The 22,608-nt window shown below is 70.8% G+C and carries 20 protein-coding genes; 11 read left to right on the top strand and 9 right to left on the bottom strand.

Features of this window, described 5'->3' with window-relative positions; genetic code table 11:
* Positions 1-355: 355 nt before the first annotated feature.
* Positions 356-1,567, top strand: a complete 1,212-nt coding sequence (locus tag Q7W82_RS19790) for a pyridoxal phosphate-dependent aminotransferase (RefSeq protein WP_242160103.1) — start codon at positions 356-358, stop codon at positions 1,565-1,567.
* Positions 1,568-1,604: 37 nt separating this feature from the next.
* Positions 1,605-2,087 (top strand): GNAT family N-acetyltransferase, encoded by a 483-nt coding sequence (locus Q7W82_RS19795; protein ID WP_242160102.1) that lies wholly within the window; start codon positions 1,605-1,607, stop codon positions 2,085-2,087.
* A 158-nt stretch (positions 2,088-2,245) separates the two neighbouring features.
* Here Q7W82_RS19795 and Q7W82_RS19800 read toward each other — a convergent pair whose 3' ends face one another.
* A complete protein-coding gene (locus tag Q7W82_RS19800) occupies positions 2,246-4,351 on the bottom strand; it encodes a prolyl oligopeptidase family serine peptidase (protein ID WP_242160101.1) in 2,106 nt (701 codons plus the stop codon).
* A gap of 67 nt (positions 4,352-4,418) precedes the next feature.
* Positions 4,419-4,718, bottom strand: coding sequence for a hypothetical protein (locus Q7W82_RS19805; protein ID WP_242160100.1), 300 nt, complete (start codon positions 4,716-4,718; stop codon positions 4,419-4,421).
* A 125-nt stretch (positions 4,719-4,843) separates the two neighbouring features.
* Between Q7W82_RS19805 and Q7W82_RS19810 the strand changes: the two genes are divergently transcribed.
* Positions 4,844-5,431, top strand: a complete 588-nt coding sequence (locus tag Q7W82_RS19810) for a lipocalin family protein (protein WP_242160099.1) — start codon at positions 4,844-4,846, stop codon at positions 5,429-5,431.
* 238 nt (positions 5,432-5,669) lie between these two features.
* Positions 5,670-6,086, top strand: a complete 417-nt coding sequence (locus tag Q7W82_RS19815; RefSeq protein WP_311195502.1) for a helix-turn-helix domain-containing protein — start codon at positions 5,670-5,672, stop codon at positions 6,084-6,086.
* A 92-nt stretch (positions 6,087-6,178) separates the two neighbouring features.
* Here Q7W82_RS19815 and Q7W82_RS19820 read toward each other — a convergent pair whose 3' ends face one another.
* Positions 6,179-7,150 (bottom strand): YafY family protein, encoded by a 972-nt coding sequence (locus tag Q7W82_RS19820; protein WP_010341069.1) that lies wholly within the window; start codon positions 7,148-7,150, stop codon positions 6,179-6,181.
* A 182-nt stretch (positions 7,151-7,332) separates the two neighbouring features.
* Here Q7W82_RS19820 and Q7W82_RS19825 point away from each other — a divergent pair, with 182 nt between their 5' ends.
* Both Q7W82_RS19825 and Q7W82_RS19830 read left to right on the top strand, forming a co-directional pair.
* A complete protein-coding gene (locus Q7W82_RS19825; protein ID WP_242160098.1) occupies positions 7,333-8,127 on the top strand; it encodes a DUF481 domain-containing protein in 795 nt (264 codons plus the stop codon).
* A gap of 388 nt (positions 8,128-8,515) precedes the next feature.
* Positions 8,516-8,929 (top strand): ester cyclase, encoded by a 414-nt coding sequence (locus Q7W82_RS19830; RefSeq protein WP_242160097.1) that lies wholly within the window; start codon positions 8,516-8,518, stop codon positions 8,927-8,929.
* A 20-nt stretch (positions 8,930-8,949) separates the two neighbouring features.
* On the opposite strand, the gene hemC is transcribed toward Q7W82_RS19830, so the two are convergent.
* The 4 genes from hemC to mdoH all read right to left on the bottom strand — a co-directional run bounded on the left by hemC (position 8,950) and on the right by mdoH (position 13,431).
* Positions 8,950-9,873 (bottom strand): hydroxymethylbilane synthase, encoded by a 924-nt coding sequence (gene hemC, locus Q7W82_RS19835; RefSeq protein ID WP_242160096.1) that lies wholly within the window; start codon positions 9,871-9,873, stop codon positions 8,950-8,952.
* 68 nt (positions 9,874-9,941) lie between these two features.
* Positions 9,942-10,673 carry a LytTR family DNA-binding domain-containing protein gene (locus tag Q7W82_RS19840; RefSeq protein ID WP_242160095.1) on the bottom strand — a complete coding sequence of 244 codons (732 nt, stop codon included), beginning with the start codon at positions 10,671-10,673 and terminating at the stop codon, positions 9,942-9,944.
* Positions 10,674-10,776: 103 nt separating this feature from the next.
* Positions 10,777-11,442: an alpha/beta hydrolase gene (locus tag Q7W82_RS19845; RefSeq protein ID WP_160945480.1), complete on the bottom strand. Its 666-nt coding sequence runs from the start codon at positions 11,440-11,442 to the stop codon at positions 10,777-10,779.
* A gap of 39 nt (positions 11,443-11,481) precedes the next feature.
* Positions 11,482-13,431 carry a glucans biosynthesis glucosyltransferase MdoH gene (gene mdoH / locus Q7W82_RS19850; protein ID WP_242160094.1) on the bottom strand — a complete coding sequence of 650 codons (1,950 nt, stop codon included), beginning with the start codon at positions 13,429-13,431 and terminating at the stop codon, positions 11,482-11,484.
* A 417-nt stretch (positions 13,432-13,848) separates the two neighbouring features.
* Here mdoH and Q7W82_RS19855 point away from each other — a divergent pair, with 417 nt between their 5' ends.
* Positions 13,849-14,367, top strand: a complete 519-nt coding sequence (locus tag Q7W82_RS19855; RefSeq protein ID WP_242160093.1) for an isochorismatase family cysteine hydrolase — start codon at positions 13,849-13,851, stop codon at positions 14,365-14,367.
* 6 nt (positions 14,368-14,373) lie between these two features.
* Here the strand turns inward: Q7W82_RS19855 and Q7W82_RS19860 are convergent, their stop codons facing one another.
* Positions 14,374-15,675: an ATP-binding protein gene (locus tag Q7W82_RS19860; RefSeq protein ID WP_242160092.1), complete on the bottom strand. Its 1,302-nt coding sequence runs from the start codon at positions 15,673-15,675 to the stop codon at positions 14,374-14,376.
* A 114-nt stretch (positions 15,676-15,789) separates the two neighbouring features.
* Between Q7W82_RS19860 and Q7W82_RS19865 the strand changes: the two genes are divergently transcribed.
* Positions 15,790-16,164, top strand: a complete 375-nt coding sequence (locus tag Q7W82_RS19865; protein WP_242160091.1) for a response regulator — start codon at positions 15,790-15,792, stop codon at positions 16,162-16,164.
* Positions 16,165-16,225: 61 nt separating this feature from the next.
* On the opposite strand, the gene Q7W82_RS19870 is transcribed toward Q7W82_RS19865, so the two are convergent.
* Positions 16,226-16,675: a hypothetical protein gene (locus tag Q7W82_RS19870; RefSeq protein ID WP_242160090.1), complete on the bottom strand. Its 450-nt coding sequence runs from the start codon at positions 16,673-16,675 to the stop codon at positions 16,226-16,228.
* A 175-nt stretch (positions 16,676-16,850) separates the two neighbouring features.
* On the opposite strand from Q7W82_RS19870, the gene glgA reads away from it, so the two are divergent.
* The 3 genes from glgA to treZ are packed head-to-tail and all read left to right on the top strand — an operon-like array spanning position 16,851 to position 22,515.
* On the top strand, positions 16,851-18,482 hold the full coding sequence (gene glgA, locus Q7W82_RS19875) for a glycogen synthase GlgA (RefSeq protein WP_242160089.1): 1,632 nt from the start codon (positions 16,851-16,853) through the stop codon (positions 18,480-18,482).
* A gap of 17 nt (positions 18,483-18,499) precedes the next feature.
* On the top strand, positions 18,500-20,725 hold the full coding sequence (locus Q7W82_RS19880; protein WP_311195504.1) for a 1,4-alpha-glucan branching enzyme: 2,226 nt from the start codon (positions 18,500-18,502) through the stop codon (positions 20,723-20,725).
* Positions 20,726-20,727: 2 nt separating this feature from the next.
* A complete protein-coding gene (treZ, locus tag Q7W82_RS19885) occupies positions 20,728-22,515 on the top strand; it encodes a malto-oligosyltrehalose trehalohydrolase (protein WP_242160087.1) in 1,788 nt (595 codons plus the stop codon).
* The last annotated feature ends 93 nt before the right edge of the window (positions 22,516-22,608 follow it).

Raw genomic sequence — 22,608 nt, forward strand, 5'->3', positions numbered from 1 at the left:
GCGGCGGCAGCGGGCGGGCGCCGCGCAGTGCCGGCCGAGTCTCCCTGCAACGCCGCGCCGTGGCAAGCGTATCGAGGCCGCGCGTTCGGGACGGCGTGGAATTCCGTGGCTCGGCGACCCGCGGCGCCGCGATGGCGCTGCGGCATGCCGCCCCATGCGCCATGGCGCATGGGGCGTGCCACGACCGCTTGTTCGCGGGGAGCGCGACGCCTGACACGCCGACCGGCGCATGCACCGCGCTGCACGAGTGTTCCGCCTGGGTGCAGCACACGCGGCGCCTGGCACGGCACCGCGCTTCGCAGTCCTCTCGACACCGCTAACACGCGCGACAGCACCCTCCTCTATCATCGGCGACATGGCTTCCCTTCCCGGCGACACCCTCAGTGCCTCGTCCGCCGCGCCCGGCTACAGCCAGCGCAGCCGCGAGATCGAACCCTTCCACGTGATGGCCCTGCTGGCCCGCGCCAACGAACTGGAGCAGGCCGGCCACGACGTGATCCACCTGGAGATCGGCGAACCGGACTTCACCACCGCCGCACCGATCGTCGCCGCCGGCCAGGCCGCGCTGGGCGCCGGCCATACCCGCTACACCGCCGCGCGCGGCCTCCCGGCCCTGCGCCAGGCGCTGGCGGACTTCTACCGGCAGCGCCACGACGTCGATCTGGACCCGGCACGCATCCTGATCACGCCCGGCGGCTCCGGCGCGCTGCTGCTGGCCAGCGCGCTGCTGGTCGATCCCGGCCGCACCTGGCTGATGGCCGACCCCGGTTACCCGTGCAACCGCCATTTCCTGCGCCTGGTCGAAGGCGCCGCGCAACTGGTGCCGGTCGGCCCGGACAGCCGCTACCAGCTGACCCCGGAGCTGCTGCAGCGGCACTGGAACGCGGACAGCGTCGGCGCGCTGGTGGCCTCGCCGGCCAATCCCACCGGCACCGTGCTGTCGCGCGCCGAACTGGCCGCGCTGTCGCAGACGCTGCGCGCCCGCGGCGGGCACCTGGTGGTGGACGAGATCTACCATGGCCTGAGCTACGGCATCGACGCGCCCAGCGTGCTGGAGGTCGACGACGACGCCTATGTGCTCAACAGCTTCTCCAAGTATTTCGGCATGACCGGCTGGCGCCTGGGCTGGCTGGTGGCGCCGCGCGCGGCGGTGCCGTCGCTGGAGAAGCTGGCGCAGAACCTGTACATCAGCGCGCCCAGCATCGCCCAGCACGCCGCGCTGGCCTGCTTCCTGCCGGAAACGCTGCAGATCCTGGAAGCGCGCCGCGCCGAGTTCGCGCAGCGCCGCGACTACCTGCTGCCGGCGCTGCGCGCGCTTGGCTTCCGCATCGACGTCGAACCGGAGGGCGCGTTCTACCTGTATGCCGACGTCTCCGATTTCACCGACGATGCGCAGGCGTTCTGCGCGCACTTCCTGGAAACCGAGCACGTCGCGTTCACCCCGGGCGTGGATTTCGGTCGTCACCGCGCCCGCCAGCACGTGCGCATCGCCTACACCCAGAGCCTGCCGCGGCTGGAACAGGCGGTGGAGCGGATTGCGCGTGGACTGACGCGCTGGGCGCGCTGAGGCGGCCAGCGGCACGGGACAGCGACTGGAGCCTGGCATGCTCATCTACCGCGAAGCCATGGAATCGGATCTGCGTGCGATCTGCGCACTCGGCGAAGAAGTCAATGCGCTGCACCACGAGGCGTTTCCCCACATCTTCGCCGGCGCCGGCGATGCGGACCGCGATGCGGTGCACTGGAATAGCAGCATTGGCCGGGACGATGCCACCACCTTCGTCGCCGAAACACAGGGCGTTGTCGTCGGCTTCGTCACGGTCGGCATGGTGACGGAATCGCACTCGCTGCTGCAGCCGATGCGCTTCGGCCGGGTGGGCAGCATCGGCATCACCCGCCGCCATCGGGGCCAGGGCATCGGCCCGGCGCTGATGCAGCGTGCGCACGACTGGGTGGCACTGCGTGGCGGTGTCGAAATGCGCCTGAACGTCTGGGCCTTCAACACGCACGCGCTGCACGTGTACGAAGAACTGGGCTATGAGGTGCGTTCGCTGACCTTGGTCAAGCCTTTGGCCGGCGGCGCCTGAGCACCCGCTGCGGCGGCGACCTGAAATCGAGCAGAGAGCAGGCACGGCATCGACGCGATCGTGACGCGACGCGGTGCGCGCGGGCTCGCGCGTTCACTGGCCCGCACGCGCCAGGCCGGAGATGGTCCGCGCCCCGACCGGAACGCGGACCGCACCACTCACTTGGACAGCTGCTCCCACAGGAAGCTGTACGCCAGCGCCTGCATGTGCGCCGCCTGCGCGTTGTTGGCCGCGCCGCCATGGCCGCCTTCGATGTTCTCGTAGTAGGTCACGTTCTTGCCGGCGTCGATCATCTTCGCCGCCATCTTCCGCGCATGCCCCGGATGCACGCGATCGTCGCGCGTGGAGGTCAGGAAGATCACCGGCGGATAGGTCTTCTTCGGGTCGAACAGGTGGTACGGCGAGAAGGTCTGGATGAACTTCCAGTCGTCGGTGTCCGGGTTGCCGTACTCGGCCATCCACGAGGCGCCGGCCAGCAGGTGGCTATAGCGCTTCATGTCCAGCAGCGGCACCTGCACCACCACCGCGCCGAACAACTGCGGGTACTGCATCAGCATGTTGCCGGCCATCAGCCCGCCGTTGCTGCCGCCCTGCACGCCCAGGTGCTTGGCCGAGGTGATCTTGCGCGCGACCAGATCCTGCGCCACCGCCGCCATGTCCTCGTAGGCCTTGTGCCGGTTCTGCTTCAGCGCCGCCTGGTGCCAGCGCGGGCCGTACTCGCCGCCGCCGCGGATGTTCGCCAGCGCGTACACGCCGCCCTGGTCGAGCCAGGCGCGGCCCAGGCTGCCGGAGTAGAACGGGGTCATCGAGATCTCGAAACCGCCGTAGGCGTACAGCAGGGTCGGCGCGCTGCCGTCGGCCTTGAGCTGCTTGGGCCGGACCAGGAAGTACGGGACCTTGGTGCCGTCCTTGGACACGGCGAAGTGCTGCTCGATCTCGTCCTTGGACGCGTCGAAGAAGCTCGGCATCGCCTTCAGCGTCTCGATGCTCTGCGGCCCGCGCTGCACGTCGGCCAGCATCAGCGTGGTCGGGGTCAGGAAGTCGGTGGAGGTCAGCCACACCTGGTCGTTCTCATCGGCGTCGACCGCATCGACGCTGGTGCTACCGAAGGCCAGGTCGCCGACCGGGAACGCCGTGCGCGCCCACTCGCCCTCGCCCGGGGTCAGCACCCACAACCGGCTCTTGACGTCGTCGAGCACGTTCAGCACCAGCCGCGACTTGGTCCAGGCGAAGGACGCCAGCGACGCGGTCTCGGTCGGCGTGAACAGCACCTGGAAGTTGCGCTTGCCGGCCATGAAGTCGTCGAACTTGGTCACCAGCAGCGCACCGGCCGGGTAGGTCGTGCCGCCCACCGTCCACGGATCGCGCAGCTCCAGGGTCAGCCACTGGCGGTGCACGCCCTTGTTGGCGGAGTTGGGCACGTCGATCTTGGTCAGCCGGCCGTCGGCGCCGCGCAGGTACATCTCGTCGTTGTAGAAGGCCAGCGTGCGGCTGACGAAATCGCGCTCGTAGCCGGGCGTGTCGTCGTGCATCGCCGCGATGTACATGTCGTCCGGCTTGCCCTCGTAGACCAGCGTGGCGCTGCTCATCGGGGTGCCGCGCTTCCACTGCTTGACGACGCGCGGGTAGCCGGAGCTGGTCAGCGAGCCGGGGCCGAAGTCGGTGTACAGGTAGACGGTGTCGGCATCGATCCAGCTCAGCCCGCCCTTGGCCTCGGGACGGAAGAAGCCGTCCTTGATCCACTGCTTGCTGCTCAGGTCGAACTCGCGGGTGACGTCGGCATCGGCGCCGCCGCGCGACAGCGCGATCAGGCAGCGACGGTACTCCGGGCGCAGGCAGTTGGCGCCGTGCCACACCCAGTTCTCGCCCTCGGCCTTGTTCAGCGCATCCAGGTCCAGCACCGTCTCCCACTTCGGCTCGGGCTTGCGGTACTCGTCCAGGGTGGTGCGGCGCCACAGGCCGCGCTCGTGCGCGCGGTCCTTCCACAGGTTGTAGTAGTACGGGCCGATCTTCTGCACGGCCGGGATCTTGGCGTCGGAATCCAGCACCTCGCGGATGCCGGCCTCGCGGGCCTTGAAGGCGGGGGTGTCGGCCAGGCGCGCCTCGGTCTTGGCGTTCTGCGCCTTGACCCAGTCCAGCGCCTTGGCACCGGTGACGTCTTCGAGCCAGGCATAGGGGTCTTGGGGCATCGCGGTTTCCTTGGCCGCGGCGGTGCCGGCGGCGAGCAGGCCGGCGATCAGGCAGGCGTGTGCGAGTGAGGACATGGTTCGGATCCGGGAAGGACAGCGCCGCACCGTAGCATGCGGCCTCGCCGCCCTCCCCTGCCGAAGGTCAGGCTGGGCGCGCGGTCCGCAGCGCCGGCCGGCGCCGCCGCGCCTGCGCCCGCGGCCGGGCCCGCCACTGCCCCCACAGCCGGCGCAGCGGCGGCAGCGGGAAGCGATGCAGGGCCCACCAGGCGCTCAGCGGCATGCCCAGCAGCCACAGCGGCCGCCAGCCCAGCCATTCGCTGTGGCCGCGCGCGGCCGGCCACACCAGGACCAGGGCCAGCCCGGCCAGGATCGCCTGGCGCAGCAGGCGACGCAGGCCCGGGTGCGGGACGTGGGAGCGCGGGGACGACGAGACGATCGGCATGGCGGCAGTTCCTGGAGGTCGAGGCGCGCAGGGTGCCGCCGCGACATCTCAGGGGCTGCGACGCATCATTGACATGGCGCACGCGCATACTTCACCGGCGTTCGCCCTTCGCCCCGGAACCTCCTATGCGCCTGCTTTCCCTGTTCGCTTCCGTGCTGCTGCTGGGCATGGCCGTCCCCTTGCCGACGGCCCGCGCCAAGGCGCCGGATCCGGAACAGGAGCCGGCGCAGCCGCCGATCGACCTGCAGCGCTTCATGGGCCGCTGGTACGTGATCGCCCACATCCCGTATTTCGCCGAGCGCGGCCACGTCGCCAGCAGCGACGAGTACACCCTCAAGGACGACGGCAAGATCGCGGTGCGCTACGAGTATCGCAACGGCTTCGACGAGCCGGTCAAGGAGCTCAACTCCCGCGCCACGGTCAAGGAAGGCACCGGCAACCGCCGCTGGACCACCTGGTTCTTCAGGATGGTGCCCACCAAGTACCGCATCCTGGAAGTGGCCCCGGACTATTCCTGGGCGCTGATCGACTACCCCGGCCGCGACCTGGCCTGGGTATTCGCACGCTCGCCGAACATGAGCCACAAGCAATACCGCGAGCTGGTCGACAAGCTGGACCACCAGTACGGCGTCAACATCGACAAGCTCAAGCGCGTGGCGCAGCACCGCGACCAGGTCGGCAAGCTCGGCTTCGAAGTGCCGAACAAGCCCTAGGCAGCGCCCTGGGCCAGGCCGGTCGCGACGAACGACCCGGCCCGCGCCGCGCAGGCGCACCCGGTGCCGTCCATACACCGTTCGGGCCACAGCGCCGCGCGCCTGCCAACGCTCGCCGCCGCCACGCCATCGCGCGCCGGCGTGGCTGGGAGCGACGCCACGATCACCCGCCGCTCAGCGAAGTGCCCAGCGCGGCCCGTATGATCGGGGGCGCCCTCCTCCACAACAGGTGCATCGCGTGTCCAGCGTCCTTTCCGAACCTCTCGACGAAGCGCCGCGCGGCTGTGCGGACGCCGCCCCGTTGCGCGGCCAGGTATTCGCGCAGAACTGCCCGTCCCGCGCCGTACTCAGCCATGTCACCAGCCGTTGGGGCGTGCTCGTGCTGGTCGCCCTGCGCAAGGGCACCCACCGCTTCGGCGACCTGCGCCGCAGCCTGGAAGGGGTCAGCGAAAAGATGCTGTCGCAGACCCTGCAGGCGCTGGAGGCGGACGGCCTGGTGCAGCGCACCGCCTACCCGGTGGTGCCGCCGCACGTGGAATACGACCTGACCCCGCTCGGCGAGGAAGCCGCGGCGCACGTGCACGCGCTGGTGGACTGGATCGAACGCAACATCGGCGTGATCCTGGGTGGCGGCGCGCCGCTGGACGCGGCCTAGGCGTCCACCTCCAGGGTGCAGCGGCAGCGTCTGAATGCTACGGTCGCGGCTGAAGCCGCTCCTACCGAAATCGCGCCGCGCGCATCAGCGTCTCAATCGTCGCTGTAGTTGCTCAGCGCCAGCGACAGCAGCGCCTTGGCCTGTTCGCGCAGCGAACGCGGCTCCACGATCTCGGCATCCGAACCGTAGTGCAGCACGTCCATCAGCAGTTCGCGCGAGACGCTGTAGGGCACCTTCAGTTCGTAGCGGCCGTCGGCCAGGAACCGGCCCTGCTGCTTGGAATGCCAGTGCTCGTCGGCGACCCAGCGCGCCGCCTTGGGGCTGAACACGATGGTGGCCCAGCCCTTGGGCGCACCGGAGAAGATGCCGTAGCTGGCCGCCAGCTGCGAATCCAGCTCGGCGTCGGCCACGTCCTGCGCCGGCTGGTCGAGCAGGCGCGCATGGTTGATGCGGTCCACGGCGAAGCTGCGCACCGCGTCGCGGCCATGGTCCCAGGCGTCCAGGTACCAGTTGTCGCGGTAGTGGGTGATGCGCTGCGGCGACACCGTGCGCTTGGTCGATTCGTCGGTGGAGCGGGCGCGGTAGTCGAAGGACAGGCGCTTGCGCTCCAGCACCGCCGAGGCGACGGTCCGGAAACTGGCTTCGTCGAGCTTGCGGCCGCGATGCGGAATCACCCGCACCCGTTCCACCGGCCAATGGGTCGCCCCGGCCTGGGCCGCGAGCAGGCTCTCGATGCGCTGCTGCAGCGGCGCCAGCACCGAGGACAGCACCCCGCCGCCGGTACGCGCCAGCAGCTGCTGCGAGGCCAGCAGCGCATGCAGTTCCTCCGAACTCAGCCACAGCCCCGGCAGCTCGAAACGGTCGCTCTCGCCGGATTCGTAGCGGAAGCCGGCCTCGCCGTCGCCCTCCACCGGCGCCATCAGCGCATCGCGCAGGAAGGCCAGATCGCGGTAGACGGTGGCGCGGGAGCAGCCCAGTTCGTCCTGCAGCCGCGCCACCGTCACCGGGTAGCGCGCGGACTTGAGCAGGCGGTGCAGTGCGTTGATGCGTTCGTAGCGGTCCATGGCCTCGATTATGTCTGAGTCGCGGGCGGAAAACGCCTGCCCGGCGCGGCGGCCGGCAGCGCGCCCGAACCGTCGATGAAGCCGGCGCCCGGGGCCGGCCAGGGTGTCATGTGGATCCGGTATGATGAAATCGTTTCCATTTCGTTAGCCGAAGGCTGCGTCCTCACCCCCGGAGAGAAGCCATGTCCCGCCGCGCCACCCTCGTATCCGCCATCGCCTCGTTGCTGCTGAGCACGTCCCCGGCCTGGGCCGCCGACGTCGCCACCTCGTCGGCAGCCACGGACCCGGCCAGTTCGCCGTGGAGCGGATCGGGCGAACTCGGCTTCGCCTCCTCGCACGGCAACAGCACCAACGAAAGCCTCAATGGCCGGCTCAAGGGCCAGTACGTGGACGGCGACTGGATCCACAGCCTGGACCTGCTCGCCCTGCACGCCAGCGCCGAGTACACCGACACCAATCCGGACGGCACCACCACGCGCAAGCGCCAGACCACCTCCAACCGCTACACCGGCAGCGCCGGCAGCGCGCTGCAGCTCGGCGAACACCGCCAGCTCACCGCCTCGCTGCGCTACGAGCGCGACGACTTCGCCACCTACGACCGCCTGGCCACGATCGGCATCGGCTACGGCACCCGGATCATGGACGGCGACCGCCGCAGCATCGACGTGCAGATCGGTCCCGGCGTGCGCCGCGCCCACGACGTGGTCGAGGACCGCACCGAGACCGGCCTGATCGGCCGCGGCCTGGTCGACTTCAAGTACGGCCTGACCAGCAACACCGAACTGGGCAACACCCTGCTGGTCGAATCCGGCGCGTACAACACCTTCGCGCAGAACGACCTGGGCATCTCGGTGAGCATGAACGAGCGGCTGGCGCTGAAGGCCGGCTGGCAGGCGCGCTACAACAGCGACGTCAGCGACGACAAGAAGAAGACCGATACCTTGACCACCATGAACCTGGTCTACAAGTTCAAGTGAGCGGGGATTGGGGAGTCGGGAGTGGGGATTGGTAGAGGCAGGGATTCCGGGTTCGGCGACATGGCGGTGCCGGTCGCCGCGCGGTTTCGCCGCCGTTACCGCACAACACCGCTTCGCGCACTGACGCTTTGCGTCGGGCACGGCATCATCGGTGCCGGTCGAGTGCCAATCCCCCCAAGACACGGCTCCATGCCGAAGGCGTGACGGTCCCGTTGTGCGATCTGCCAGCCCTCCCCTGCAGGAAGGCCCACTGTGAGCACCCCTGGCCGAAGGGTGGAGTTCCCCGGCCGTGTCTTTTGCAGGATGTCCAATCGGGACGCAGCGCTGCCCCCGCGCCCTTTAAGATGCCCAGTAGCGCTGTATGGCTGTGGCCGAAACGGAGGCTGTGATGACCGTATCCGATCCAAAGACGGTGGTACGCCGCTTCAACAAGGATGTGATCGAAGGCGGTGATCGCGCCGCATTCGAGGCGCTGATGGCGCCGGGGTTCGTCAATCGATCCGCCCCGCCCGGCGCTCCTGCAGGAAGCGAGAGCATGTGGAGCACCTTCCATGACATTCTCCGGCCCGCATTGGCCGGATTGACGGTGACGATTCACGACCAGGTCGCCGAGGGCGACAAGGTGACCACCCGCAAGACCGTGTCAGGCAGGCACACAGGGACGCTGTTCGGGGTGGAGCCGACCGGGAAGATGGTCAGCATCGACGTGATCGACATCGTGCGGGTCGAGGACGGCCGCTATGTCGAGCACTGGGGAATCAACACCCTGCAGACCGTGCTCGCTGGCTTGCAGCGCGCGTAGGAGCGGGGTGGCGGACGCCCTCAGACCGGCAGATCGACATCCAGCAATTCGCGCGCGCCGGCGCCCAGCAGGGCCTCGGCCACGGCCTGGCCCAGGGCGTCCGGGTCCTGGGCGCTGCGCTGCAGCTCCGCGCGCACCAGGCGCCCGTCGGCGACGCCGCCGACCAGGCCCTGCAGCAGCAGGTCGTCGCCGCGCCATTGCGCGAAGGCGGCCACCGGCACGTGGCAGCTGCCGTGCAGGGCGCGGTTCATCGCCCGCTCCGCCTCCACGCAGCGGCGGGTCGGCGCGTCGTCGAGCGCGGCGAACAGCGCCAGCGCCGCGCTGGCGTCCTCGCGGCATTCCACCGCGATCGCGCCCTGCGCCGGGGCCGGCAGCCAGTCCGGCGCCTGCAGGCGCTGGGTGATGCGCGCCTCCAGGCCCAGCCGCTGCAGGCCGGCGCAGGCCAGCACGATGCCGTCGTAGCCGCCGTTGTCGAGCTTGGCCAGGCGCGTGTTGACGTTGCCGCGCAGGTCCAGCAGTTCCAGGTCCGGGCGCCGCGCGCGCAGTTGCGCCTGCCGCCGCAGCGAGGAGGTGCCGACGCGCGCGCCGAGCGGCAGCGCGTCCAGCGAGGCGTAGAGGTTGGAGATCAGCGCATCGGCCGGATCGGCGCGCGGCAGGATCGCCGGCAGCACGAACGGCCGGTCCAGCTCCATCGGCACGTCCTTGAGCGAATGCACCGCGCAATCGGCCTCGCCGCGCAGCATCGCCAGCTCCAGTTCCTTCAGGAACAGGCCCTTGCCGCCGATCGCCGCCAGCGAGCGGTCCAGGACTTCGTCGCCGCGGGTGCTCATCGGCACCAGCACCACGTCCAGGTGCGGGTGCGCGCGGCGCAGGCAGGCGGCGACATGCTCGCTCTGCCACAGGGCGAGCGGACTCTTGCGGGTAGCGATGCGCAGGATCTTCATGCGCGCATTATCGCGGAAAGCCGCTGCCTGCCGCTGCCTGCCGCTGCCGCCGCGCGATCCGGCCGGCGTCAGCGCTGGTGGATCTCCTTGCGCAGTTGCGCCACGCAGCGCCGGCTGACCTCCAGCGGCTGCTTGCCATGGCGCAGCACCGCGTGCACCTGGCCCTCGCCGAGCCGGCGCAGCTCCACCAGTTCGTGGCGCGCGACCAGGCAGTTGCGGTGGATGCGCACGAAGCGCTCGGCAAACTCTTCCTCCAGCGCGCGCAGCGATTCCTCGATCAGGTCCTCGCCGCGGGCGTGGTGCACGACCACGTACTTTTCCTCGGCCTGCAGGTAGTGGATGTCGTCGACCGGGATCAGCCGCAGGCTGCCGCGCAGGCGCGCGCACAGGTGGGTGCGCCGCTGCGGCGCCGGCGCGGCGGCATCGCCGTTGACGCGGCCGGCCATGAAGGTGCGGGCGCGCTGCAGGGCCGCGGCCAGGCGCTCGGCGCGCACCGGTTTCATCAGGTAGTCGATCGCCGCCGCCTCGAAGGCGGACAGCGCGTGCGCGTCGTAGGCGGTGCAGAACACCACCGCCGGGCGCGGCTCGAACGTGGCCAGGTGGCGCGCGGCCTCCAGCCCGTCGAGGCCGGGCATGGCGATGTCCAGCAGCACCAGGTCCGGCTGCGCGGCGGCGCAGGCGTGCAGCGCGTCCATGCCGTTGTCGGCTTCGGCCACCACTTCCACGCCGGCATGCGCGGCCAGCAGCGTGCGCAGGCGTTCGCGCGCCAGGGGTTCGTCGTCGGCGATCAGCACCTTCACCCAGGTCTCCCTCGCTCGGCTGGCGTGCGCTGCGGCCGATACTAGCCCCGGTTCCGGGCGCCCGCCACGGGTACCGCACCAGGCCGCCGGGCGGCCACCAGACTCAGGTGCCGGCGAGGCAGGCATCCATCCAGTCGCCCAGGTCGGCGATTTCCTCGGCGCAGACCTGGTGCGCCATCGGGTAGCGCCGCCACTGCACCGGCATGCCCAGCGCCTGCAGGGTCTGCGCGGTGCGCTCGGCGTACGTCTGCGGGATCACCGGGTCGCCCTGGCCATGGGCCATGAACAGCGGTTGCCGCAGGGCGGCCGGCGCGTGCCAGCGGGCGACGCTCTCCAGTTCGGGCAGATAGGTGGACAGGCCGATCAGGCCGGCCAGCGGCCGTTCGCGGCGCAGGCCGGTGGCCAGGGTGATCGCGCCGCCCTGGGAAAAGCCGGCCAGCAGCAGGCGCTCGGCCGGCACGCCGCGCGCGTCCTCGCGCGCGATCAGTTCCTCGACCTGGGCCACCGATTCGGCGACGCCGGCGCTGTCGGCGCGATTGGAGAAATCCATGCTGACGATGTCGTACCAGGCGCGCATGCGCACGCCGTTGTTGATCGTCACCGCCCGCACCGGCGCGTGCGGGAACACGAAACGCATGGCGGGCCAGTGCGGCCGCAGCAGTTCCGGCACCAGCGGCGCGAAATCGTTGCCGTCGGCGCCCAGGCCATGCAGCCACAGGACGGTCCAGGCCGGCGCAGCGCCGGTCTCGTGTTCCACTGTTTCCAGCATGTCGGTTCCCGATGGAGGAGGCCGGCTAGTATGCCCGCGTCAGCCCTGGGCCTGCGCCTCGGCCTCGGCACGGCGCGCAGCGGCCTCGCGGCGCAGTTCCGCGGCGCGCAGCAGCACCGCCGGCGGCTGCGATTCCTCGGGAATGGCGAGGATGCGCAACTTGCGCAGCCACAGGCCGGCGGCCCGCGAGGAACTGATCGCCACCACCGGCACCGCCAGCGCCATGCCGATCACCACCGGCGCCATCCACGCCGCCAGCGACGGCGACACGGCATAGGCCATGCCGCCCATCAGCAGGCCGAACGCGCTGAGTCCGCCGTAGCTGCGCAACAGCGCCGACCACGAAATACGGCCGTCGTCGCGCTGCTGCGCATCCCAGCCCGAGTCCTTGCCGGCCAGCACTTCGGCGACGCCGCGCGACTGCACGTACATCACCACCGGCGCCATCAGCGCGGCCAGCAGCGTTTCCAGCAGCATGCTCGCGAAGGCGCGCACCCCGCCGCCGCAGCCGCGGCGTTCGCCGGGCTTGAGCAGCATCGCGAAGTAGCCCATCACCTTGGGCGCCAGCAGCACGAACATGGTCACCGCGAACACCCAGGCCACCCGCGTGGAATCCTGCTGGTGCCAGTAGCGCGCCGGCGAGAACGGCGAGATCACCGAAGCGACCAGGTCGAACCCGCCGTTCTGCAGCGGAATGGCGATGCCGATCAGCATCAGCATGCCCCACATCGGCGCGGTGAAGTAATGGCCGATGCCGATCAGCATGTGCATGCGGCTGACCCAGTGCAGGCCGCGTGCGCGCACCACCTTGGAGTGCTGCAGGTTGCCCTGGCACCAGCGGCGGTCGCGCACCAGCAGGTCGGTCAGCGTCGGCGGGCCTTCCTCGTAGCTGCCCTGCAGGTACGGCACCATGTGCATGGCCCAGCCACCGCGGCGCATCAGCGCCGCCTCGACGAAGTCGTGGCTGAGCACGTGGCCGCAGAACGGCTTGCGCCCGGGCAGCGACGGCAGGCCGGCCTGCGCGGCGAAGGCCTCGGTGCGGATCATCGCGTTGTGGCCCCAGTAGTTGCTTTCCGAACCGTGCCACCAGGCCACGCCGAAGGCGATCACCGGGCCGTAGACGCGGCCGCCGAACTGCTGCATGCGCGCGAACAAGGTGTTGCCGTTGACCACTTCCGGCAGGGTCTGGATCAGGCCCACGTCGGGGTTGGCCTCCATGCCGGCGGCCAGGCGCACGATGCTGTCGCCGGTCATCAGGCTGTCGGCGTCCAGGATCAGCATCTGCGGGTAGGCGCCACCGAAGCGGCGCACCCAGTCGGCGATGTTGCCGGCCTTGCGACCGGCGTTGCTGGCGCGGCGCCGGTAGAACAGCCGGCCGTGGCCGCCGACGCGCTCCACCAACTCGGCGTACACCTTTTCTTCTTCCGCGCCGACCGCCGGGCGCGTGGTGTCGCTGAGGATGAAGAAATCGAAGCGCTCGATCTGGCCGGTGGCCTCCACCGACTCGTAGATCGCCTGCAGGCCGGCCATCAGCCGGTGCGGATCCTCGTTGTAGGTGGGCATCAGCAGCGCAGTGCGGTTGCGCACGACCGGCAGCGGCGCGTCGGGGTCGATGCCGAGCTTGCGGCCCTTGCCGAACACCAGGGTGAAGAAGCCGGCCAGGGCGCTGACGAAGGACAGCGCGATCCAGGCGAACAACGGAATGAACAGCACCATCAGGCAGGCTTCGAGCACGCTCACGCCGCCGATCAGCAGCACCTTGCAGATCAGCCAGCTGGCGTAGGCGGTCATCGCCGCGGTGGTGCCGAACACGTAGAAGCGCCGCCAGCCGATCCCGACCGGGGTGCTGGGCAGGCGCTTGTTGCGCAGCTTGCCTTCCTGCAGCGACTGCAGCGGCATGGCCAGCGGCGCTTCGGGCGGCAGGACCGCCTGGCCGGCATCCAAGGGCGGATCGACGGGCACGGCCGGTGTGGGGGCGACCGCGCTCATGCGATCCGCCGATCGCATCCGGCGCCGCAGCGCCATCGGGAAGTGCCGCGGGCGGCCGGCGCGGCGAATGCCGCTGCGGTCACGCGCGCCTTGTCATGTACGCCAGTTGCTACCACGTGCTCTCCTGTCGACGGGCAAAGACGCCCGTCAATGTAAACCTTAAATAGTAAGCTTTCGCGAAGGCGGCCATCGGCGCCGTGGCGGCGCTGCGCGCCCGTCCGTTCAGCCACGCCTTCACTCGCGCTCACCCTGGTTTCACCGCGCGCGCCGACCATGAAGCCCTGTCCGGCAATGGAGGATCGGCGCATGCGGCACCCGGCCCGGCGACGCACTGACACCCCTGACGACCAGCAGCGGCCATCGACGGCCGCGCCGGCACCGACGCAGCCCGGCCAACCGGCGTTGCTGATCGTGGACATGATCAGCCGTTTCGATTTCCCCGGCGGCGCGCGCCTGGCGGCCGCCGCGCTGCCGGTGGCCGAGCGCATCGCCCAGGTGCGTGCGCGCTTCCATCGCCGTGGCTGGCCGGTGCTGTTCGCCAACGACAACTTCGCCGACTGGCGCACCGATTTCGAAGGCCTGTGGACGCTGTGCGCCGACCCGAAACAGCGCGGCGCGCGCATCGCCGCCTGCCTGGCGCCGCGCCCGCAGGACTACTACGTGCTCAAGCCCAAGCACTCCGCCTTCCTCGGCTCGGCCCTGGCGCTGCTGCTGGCGCGGCTGCAGACCACCCACCTGCTGGTCACCGGCATCGCCACCGACGCCTGCGTGCTGGCCACCGCGATCGACGCGCGCATGCGCGACTTCCAGGTGCAGGTGCCGCCGTCGTGCTGCGCGGCGCTGGACGCCGGGCGCCAGCAACGGGCGCTGCGGCTGCTGCGCGAGGCGTTCGCGGTGCACATCAGCGAGCGGCTGCCGGCGCGCGCGGGCCGATGAGCGGGGCTACTCCGCCGCCAGCACCAGGTCATCGCCCTCGTCGCCGAGCGGCCGCGGCACGAACGGAAACGCCAGGGTGATGGTGGTGCCGCACCCCAGTTCCGATTCGACGTCGACGAAGCCGCCCGCCTGGCGCACCAGGCCATAGACCTGGGCCAGGCCCAGCCCGGTGCCCTTGCCCTCGGGCTTGGTGGTGAAGTACGCCTCGAACAGGCGCGATTTCACCTCGTCGGACATGCCCTCGCCCTGGTCGCTGACCGCCAGGGTCACGTAGCGGCCGGGCTGGCGCATCGCCGCCGCGCGCGAGGGCGGCACCTCCAGGGCACTGCAGCGGATCGTCACCGCATCGCCAGGGCGGCTGGCGTCGCGCGCATTCAACGCCAGGTTCATCACCGCCTGCTCGACCGCGCTGCGGTCGGCATAGGTCGTCGCCACCTCGGCGCAGGGCAGCAGCTGCAGGCGCATCTCGCCGCCCAGCGCCTGCGCCAGCAGCGGCTGCATCTGCGCCACCAACGCGTTCAGGTCCAGCCAGGCCGGCTTGACCGGATGCGCGCGGGCGAAGCCGAGCAGGCGCCGGGTCATCCCCGCGCCGTGCTGCAGGGCCTCGTTGGCGATGCCGAGCAGCCGCCGCTGGTCCGGCTGCAGGCGCTGCGGATGGTCGGCGACCATGCTCACCGAGGTCATGGCGGTATGCAGCATGTTGTTGAAGTCATGGACCACGCCGGCGAGCATCTGCCCGATCGCCTCACCCTTCTGCGCCTGGGTCATCGCGCGCTCGGCCACGCGCTGCGCGGCCAGGGCGATGTCCAGTTGCCCGCGCAGTTGCGAATGCTCGGCCTGCCAGCGACGCCCCAGCGCGACGGCATCGGCATCCTCGATGGCGTCGCCCTCTCCCTCGCCCTCGACCGGGGAGAGATGGCCGAGCGCGCGCAGGGCCTGTTCGACCTGGTGCTGCTGGGTGACGTCGCGGCTGATCACCAGCACGCTTTCGACCCGGGCCGCGGCATTGGCCAGCGGGCTGACCATCACGTGCCACCAGCGCTGCCGCCCGTCCAGCGACGGGCGCTGCGCCCAGAATTCGCGTTGCTCATTGTCCAGCGCCGCGGCGAAGGCATCGCGGGTGAGCGAACGCATGTCCTCGGGCCACAACTCGGCCCAGGGGTGGCCGACCACATCGGCAGGATCGGAGACGCCAAGCAGGGCAAGGCCGTGGGGATTGATCGAGCGCACGATGCCGTCGCGGCCGACTTCCTTGATGCAGTCGTGTGAGAGCTCGACGATCTGCCGATAGTGGGCGTGCGTGGTCAAGCTGCATCTCGCAGTAAGTAAGGTCGAGAATATCGGGATTCACACAACGTCACCAGCGCTTCACTGCCGAATCGTGAATCTGGCAACGATCACTCACGGGGCGATAACGGCATTATGCGCGCGACATCCGTCTCCACCGCCATTCTTTTGGTGGAGGACGACCAGACGATACGGGAGTTGGCCGCCGCCATGCTGGCCGCCGACGGATACCGGGTGCTGTCGGCGGCGACCGCACAGGAAGCGCTGGAGGTGCTGGAGCGGCACCCGGACGTGGAGTTGATCTTCAGCGACGTGCAGATGCCCCGCTGCGACGGCCTGAGCATGGTGCGTCAACTGCGCCGCCGCGGCATCGTCATCCCCGCCCTGCTCACGTCCGGCATGCATGCGCCGGAACCCTGGATGCTGCCGGCACACACCGGTTTCCTGCCCAAGCCATACCGCCGCACCGACCTGTTGGCGGCGTTGGACCGTCTGCAGACCGGACGCTGAGCGGCGCACGCGCCGGGATGCGTTGCCGCGGCGCTCGCACGCGGCCTGCCCGAGGCGCGGGTCAGGCGAAGACCAGCTTTCCGTACCGTGCCGAACGGATCGCCGCCAGGCGCTCGGCGACGAAGTAGGCGCCGGCGTGCGCATCACGGAAGTACACCCCGTCGAAGGCGTGCCGACCGCGCACTACGCCATCGTCGCCGGTGATCCGGATCTGCGGCTCGAGCACGCCATCCGGGCACGCGCGCAGCAGCCCGTCGAGGACGAAGCCGTCCAATTCGCGACGCATCTGCGGTTTCAGGACTGTCATGAGCACACTGCACCATAGACCGCATGAAGCTCGCACAACGGAGGTGTCCGCCGCGGCCGCACCGAAGCGCGGCACGCATGCGGCAATGAAAGCTAAACGGTTCATTGGCGCCCAGGCCGCGATGCAGGCCTGCGGCGCCTGGCGTTCGGCGAATCCACTATGCGCTGCTCTCGCAATTTCGCTGTAGACAAGCGCGCGCTTCACGCCTCTTTTATCGCGCCATTCGTACTTTGCTCCTGCATTATCGCATTGCAACATCGCTGTCCCGTTTCGACGCCGCTGTGCCTCTTTCCTTGCTTCACGTCGCGCGCCCGCCAGGACGCGCGGCTGCAGTCGCTTTCCGTGTGCCCCGTCCTCCCCCTCCCCAGACGGAACCGCCATGTCGCCCCCCACTCCCGCCGACCTGACCGATAGACAACGCGATACCCATCCGGTGCTGCATGCGCCGCGCCGCCGCTACCGCGACGCGCGCGGCCGCTTCGTCCGCAATGCCGAGGTGACCGTCAAGCTGAACCCGGCGCCGCGCCGGACCAGCCTGTTCGTGACCTCCGAAATGGCCGACTTCATCAAGGCCGGCGGCCTGGGGGACGTGGCCGCGGCCTTGCCGCGCGCGCTGCGCGGCAGCTGCGACATTCGCGTGCTGATCCCGGGCTACCCGGCGGTGCTGCGCAAGACCGGGCCGCTGGAGATCGTCGGCCACATCGCCGCGCACGCCGGGTTGCCGGATTGCGCGCTGGGCCGGGCCGAGCGCCCGGACGGCCTGTGTGTGTACGTGCTGCTGTGCCCGCAGTTGTTCGAGCGGCAGGGCTCGCCTTACGTGAGCAGCGAAGGCCGCGACTGGGAAGACAACGCACTGCGCTTCGCCACCCTGTCCCATGCCGCCGCGCAGATCGCCGGCGGCCAGGCCGGGCTGGACTGGACCCCGGAACTGCTGCACCTCAACGACTGGCCGTGCGCGCTGGCCGCCGCCTACGTGCGCTGGTCCGGCGGGCGCACGCCGTGCCTGCTGACCATCCACAACCTGGCCTACCAGGGCCTGTTCCCGTACGCGATGGCCGGCGCCCTGGGCATCCCCGCCGAGGGCCTGCAGGACCTGGAGTTCTACGGGCAGATGTCGTTCCTGCGCGCGGGCATCGTCCACGCCGACCACGTCAATACGGTCAGCGTCAGCTACGCCGCGCAGATCACCGGCCCGGCCCAGGGCTGCGGGCTGGACGCGCTGCTGGCGCGGCGCGCCGCCAGCGGCCGCCTGAGCGGCATCGTCAACGGCATCGACGCCAGCTGGGACCCGCGCACCGACGCGCACCTGCCGGCCCACTTCGGGATCGGCCAGATCCAGGGCAAGCGCGAGAACGCGGCGCAGGTGCGCCAGGCGTTCGGCCTGCTCGACAGCGACGGCCCGCTGTTCGCGGTGGTCTCGCGGCTGGTGCACCAGAAGGGCCTGGACCTGATCTGCGAGGTGGCGCCGCAGATCGTCGCGGCCGGCGGCCAGATCGTGATCATCGGCGGCGGCGAGCCGCAGATCGAGCAGGCGGTGGCGGCGCTGGCGCGGCGCTACCCCGGCCATGTCGGCGCGCACATCGGCTTCGAGGAGCGGCTGGCGCGGCGCATGTTCGCCGGCTCGGACTTCCTGCTGATGCCTTCTCGCTTCGAGCCCTGCGGGCTGAGCCAGATGTACGCGCAGCGCTTCGGCAGCCTGCCGATCGCCCACGCCACCGGCGGCCTGATCGACACGGTGGACGACGGCGTCACCGGCTTCCTGTTTGAGGAAGCCTCGGCCGACGGCCTGCGCCGCTGTTTGCAGCGGGTGTTCCGCACCTTCCGCCTGCCCGGCCTGCTGCAGGCGATGCGCCGCGCGGCGATGCTGCGGCCCAGCGGCTGGGAACTGGCCGGACGCAAGTACATGGCGCTGTACGAGCGCACCGCCGGCCCGCTCGCGACGAGCGGCCATGCGCCGGCGATGGCCGGCGCCACGCTGCCGGCCGCGGCGGGCGCCACGGCTGCCGCATGAGCGATCGGGAACACGTCGTGGACCCGGCCGCCGGCCGGGACTCGGCGGCGGACACGGAGGACGACGGCGACGGCCTTGCGCTGCAGGCGCTGGCCCGCGGCGAGGCGGTCGATGCGTTCGCCTGGCTCGGCCCGCATCCACGGGCCGACGGCACGGTCCGGGTCCGCGTGCTGGCGCCGGGCGCCGAGGCGCTGGGCCTGCTCGATGCGCAGGGCAAGCTGGTCGCACGCATGCGCACGCACGCGCAGGCGGCGGGTGTGTTCGAGGGCGAGCTGAAGCAGCCCATGCGCTACCGGCTGCGCATCGTGTGGCCGGACGCAGTGCAGGAGTGCGACGACCCCTATGCGTTCGGGCCGCTGCTCGATCCGGCCTGGCTGCAGGATCTGGCCGCCGGCGACGGCGCCGCGCTGCGCACCGCGCTGGGCGCGCACCACGCCCGCGTCGGCGAGGTCGAGGGCGTGCGCTTCGCCGTGTGGGCGCCGCAGGCCAGGCGGGTGGCGCTGGTCGGCGACTTCAACGGCTGGGACGCGCGCCGGCATCCGCTGCGCCTGCATCCGGAGGCCGGGGTCTGGGAACTGTTCGTGCCCGGGTTGCACGGCGGCGAGCACTACCACTACGAACTGCAGGCCGCCGACGGCAGCGTGCTGCCGCGCAAGGCCGATCCGGTGGCGCGCTGCAGCGCCCTGGCGCCGTCCACCGCCTCGGTGGTGCCATACGCAGATAGCCATACCTGGGGCGATGCGGCCTGGCTGGCGCAGCGCGAGGCGCAGGCCGGCAGCGCGCAGCCGCTGAGCATCTACGAACTGCACGCCGGCTCCTGGCGCCACGACCGCCATGGCCAGCCGCTGCACTGGGATGCGCTGGCTGCCGAGCTGATCCCCTACGTGCGCGGGCTCGGCTTCACCCACATCGAATTGCTGCCGATCGCCGAGTATCCCTTCGGCGGCTCCTGGGGCTACCAGCCGCTGGGGCTGTATGCGCCGACCGCGCGCCACGGCGACGCCGACGGCTTCGCACGCTTCGTCGACGCCTGCCACCAGGCCGGCATCGGCGTGCTGCTGGACTGGGTCGGCGCGCACTTCCCCGACGACCCGCATGGCCTGCACCACTTCGACGGCAGCGCCCTGTACGAACACGCCGACCCGCGCGAAGGCGTGCACCGCGAGTGGAATACGCTGGTCTACAACTACGGTCGTCCCGAAGTGGTGGCCTACCTGATCGGCAGCGCGCTGGAGTGGATCGAGCGCTTCCATGTCGACGGCCTGCGCGTGGATGCGGTGGCGGCGATGCTGTACCGCGACTACGGCCGCAACGCCGGCGAGTGGATCCCCAACGCCCAGGGCGGCCGCGAGAACCTGGAGGCGATCGCCTTCCTGCGCCGCCTCAACGACGAGATCGCGCAGCGCTTCCCCGGCGTGCGCACCATCGCCGAGGAATCCACCGCCTGGCCGGGCGCCACCGCGCCCACGCAGCAGGGCGGGCTGGGCTTCAGCCACAAGTGGAACATGGGCTGGGCGCACGACACGCTGCGCTACCTGCAGCGCGATCCGCTTTACCGGCAGCATCACCACAGCGAGATGACCTTCGGCCTGGTGTACGCGTTCTCCGAGCACTTCGTGCTGCCGCTGTCGCACGACGAGGTGGCGCGCGGCAAGGGCTCGCTGCTGGCGCGCATGCCCGGCGACGCCTGGCAGCGCTTCGCCAACCTGCGCGCCTACCTGGCCTTCATGTGGGCGCATCCCGGGCGCAAGTTGCTGTTCATGGGCTGCGAGTTCGGGCAGTGGCAGGACTGGGACCACGACCGGCCGCTGGACTGGGCCCAGGCGCAACAGCCCGAGCACCGCGGCGTGGCGCGGCTGGTCGCCGATCTCAACCGGCAGTTGCGCGCGTTGCCGGCGCTGTACCGCAGCGACCGCAGCAGCGACGGCTTCGAATGGAGCATCGCCGACGACTCCCGCAACAGCGTGTTCGCCTTCGTCCGCCACGACCGCGACGGCGCCGCGCCGCCGCTGCTGGCGGTGAGCAATTTCACGCCGAACGTACTCCACGATTACCGCGTGGGGGTGCCGCGTGGCGGACGCTGGCGCGAGCTTCTCAACAGCGACAGCGGCTATTACGGCGGTTCCAACCAGGGCAACGGCGGCGTGCTGTCGACCCTGCCGCAACCGATGCACGGGCATGCGCAATCGCTGGCGCTGACCCTGCCGCCGCTGTCCACCCTTTGGCTGCAACCGGACCCTTGACCATGGCCACGACTGCTGTATCGACCGATTCCCCCGCCGCACCGCGCGCGGCGCTGCGCCCCGGCGCCTGGCCCGGCGCCAACGGCGAGGTCGCCTTCGCGCTGTGGGCGCCGGATGCCGAGCGCGTGGAGCTGGTGTTCGGCGACGATCGGCGGCAGCCGCTGGAGGCGATCGGCGACGGCTACTTCGCCGCCACCCTGGCGTGCGCGCCCGGCACCCGCTACCGCTACGCCATCGACGGCGGCACCCCGGTGCCGGACCCGGCCTCGCGCTGGCAACCCGACGGCGTCCATGGCCCCAGCGCGGTGCTGGCCACCGACGGCCATGCCTGGCGCCACGGCGACTGGCGTGGTCGGCCCTGGGCCGAGACCGTGTTCTACGAACTGCACGTGGGCACCTGCGGCGGCTATGCCGGGCTGCGCGCGCAGTTGCCGACGCTGGCCGCGCTCGGCGTCACCGCGATCGAGCTGATGCCGCTGGCCGAATTCCCCGGCCGCCACAACTGGGGCTACGACGGCGTGCTGCCGTACGCGCCGGCCTCGGCCTATGGCCATCCCGACGAACTCAAGGCGCTGATCGACGAGGCCCACGGCCTGGGCCTGAGCGTGTTCCTGGACGTGGTCTACAACCACTTCGGCCCGGACGGCAACTACCTGGGCCAGTACGCCTCGACCTTCTTCCGCGAGGACGCGCCGACGCCGTGGGGCGCGGCGATCGATTTCCGCCTGCCGCCGGTGCAGCGCTATTTCATCGACAACGCGCTGATGTGGCTGCACGAGTACCGTTTCGACGGCCTGCGCCTGGATGCGGTGCACGCGATCGTGCCCAACGCCTTCCTCGACACCTTGCGCGAGGCGATCATGGCCAGCGTCGCCGACGGGCGCCACGTGCACCTGGTGCTGGAGAACGAGGCCAACCAGGCCGGCGTGCTGGAGCGCGGCTACAGCGCGCAGTGGGACGACGACTTCCACAACAGCCTGCACGTGCTGCTGACCGGCGAACACGAGGGCTACTACGCCGGCTTCGCCGATGCGCCGGCGCAGCACCTGGCGCGGGTGCTCGGCGAAGGCTTCGCCTTCCAGGGCCAGGCCGACCACCGCGGGCACGCGCGCGGCGAGCCCAGCGGCCACCTGCCGCCGCACAAGTTCGTGATCTTCGCGCAGAACCACGACCAGATCGGCAACCGCGCCCGCGGCGACCGGCTGATCACCCAGGTGACCGAGCCGGCGCTGCGCGCGGCGCTGGCGTTGACCGCGCTGACCCCGATGATCCCGCTGTTCTTCATGGGCGAGCCGTGGGGCAGCCGCGCCCCGTTCCAGTTCTTCACCGATTTCGCGCCGCCGCTGGACGAGGCGGTACGCGAGGGCCGGCGCCGCGAGTTCGCGCACTTCGCCGCCTTCGCCGACCCGGAGCAGCGCGCCACCATTCCCGATCCCAACGCGCCCAGCACCTTCCAGGCCTCGATCGCCGACATCAGCGATGCCACCCACGGCGAGGGCGCGCGCTGGCGCGACTGGTTCGCGGCGCTGCTGGCGCTGCGCCGCCAGCACCTGGTGCCGGCGCTGACCCAGGCCAGTGCGCTGGGCGCGCGGGTGCTCGGCCCGCGTGCGGTCGCCGCGGGCTGGCGCCTGGGCGATGGCGAATGGCACGTGGCCGCCAACTTCGGCGACGCACCGGTGACGCTGGACCTGCCCGGCAGCACCGTGCACGCGGAGAACGCCGGCGACGATGCCGCGCAGTTGCCGCCCAACGCCTTCGTCGCGCGCTACCGGCCCGGCACCGCCGCATGAGCACCCGCTGTCGCGACGCCATCGCGACAGCGCACCCGGCACGCTGGCCGCCTCGTTCGCTGCCCACCGCCGCGCACGCGCCGACGGCGCGCG

This window comes from Xanthomonas indica, assembly GCF_040529045.1.
Lineage (GTDB): Bacteria > Pseudomonadota > Gammaproteobacteria > Xanthomonadales > Xanthomonadaceae > Xanthomonas_A > Xanthomonas_A indica.

Excerpts from the sequence above, each read along its gene's own strand:
- Q7W82_RS19820 (WP_010341069.1), bottom strand. The coding sequence starts at position 7,150 with ATGGACCGCTACGAACGCATCAACGCACTGCACCGCCTGCTCAAGTCC.
- Q7W82_RS19790 (WP_242160103.1), top strand. The coding sequence starts at position 356 with ATGGCTTCCCTTCCCGGCGACACCCTCAGTGCCTCGTCCGCCGCGCCC.
- mdoH (WP_242160094.1), bottom strand. The coding sequence starts at position 13,431 with ATGAGCGCGGTCGCCCCCACACCGGCCGTGCCCGTCGATCCGCCCTTG.
- Q7W82_RS19800 (WP_242160101.1), bottom strand. The coding sequence starts at position 4,351 with ATGTCCTCACTCGCACACGCCTGCCTGATCGCCGGCCTGCTCGCCGCC.
- Q7W82_RS19845 (WP_160945480.1), bottom strand. The coding sequence starts at position 11,442 with ATGCTGGAAACAGTGGAACACGAGACCGGCGCTGCGCCGGCCTGGACC.
- Q7W82_RS19865 (WP_242160091.1), top strand. The coding sequence starts at position 15,790 with ATGCGCGCGACATCCGTCTCCACCGCCATTCTTTTGGTGGAGGACGAC.
- treZ (WP_242160087.1), top strand. The coding sequence starts at position 20,728 with ATGGCCACGACTGCTGTATCGACCGATTCCCCCGCCGCACCGCGCGCG.
- Q7W82_RS19855 (WP_242160093.1), top strand. The coding sequence starts at position 13,849 with ATGATCAGCCGTTTCGATTTCCCCGGCGGCGCGCGCCTGGCGGCCGCC.
- Q7W82_RS19810 (WP_242160099.1), top strand. The coding sequence starts at position 4,844 with ATGCGCCTGCTTTCCCTGTTCGCTTCCGTGCTGCTGCTGGGCATGGCC.
- Q7W82_RS19825 (WP_242160098.1), top strand. The coding sequence starts at position 7,333 with ATGTCCCGCCGCGCCACCCTCGTATCCGCCATCGCCTCGTTGCTGCTG.
- Q7W82_RS19795 (WP_242160102.1), top strand. The coding sequence starts at position 1,605 with ATGCTCATCTACCGCGAAGCCATGGAATCGGATCTGCGTGCGATCTGC.
- Q7W82_RS19830 (WP_242160097.1), top strand. The coding sequence starts at position 8,516 with ATGACCGTATCCGATCCAAAGACGGTGGTACGCCGCTTCAACAAGGAT.
- hemC (WP_242160096.1), bottom strand. The coding sequence starts at position 9,873 with ATGAAGATCCTGCGCATCGCTACCCGCAAGAGTCCGCTCGCCCTGTGG.
- Q7W82_RS19805 (WP_242160100.1), bottom strand. The coding sequence starts at position 4,718 with ATGCCGATCGTCTCGTCGTCCCCGCGCTCCCACGTCCCGCACCCGGGC.
- glgA (WP_242160089.1), top strand. The coding sequence starts at position 16,851 with ATGTCGCCCCCCACTCCCGCCGACCTGACCGATAGACAACGCGATACC.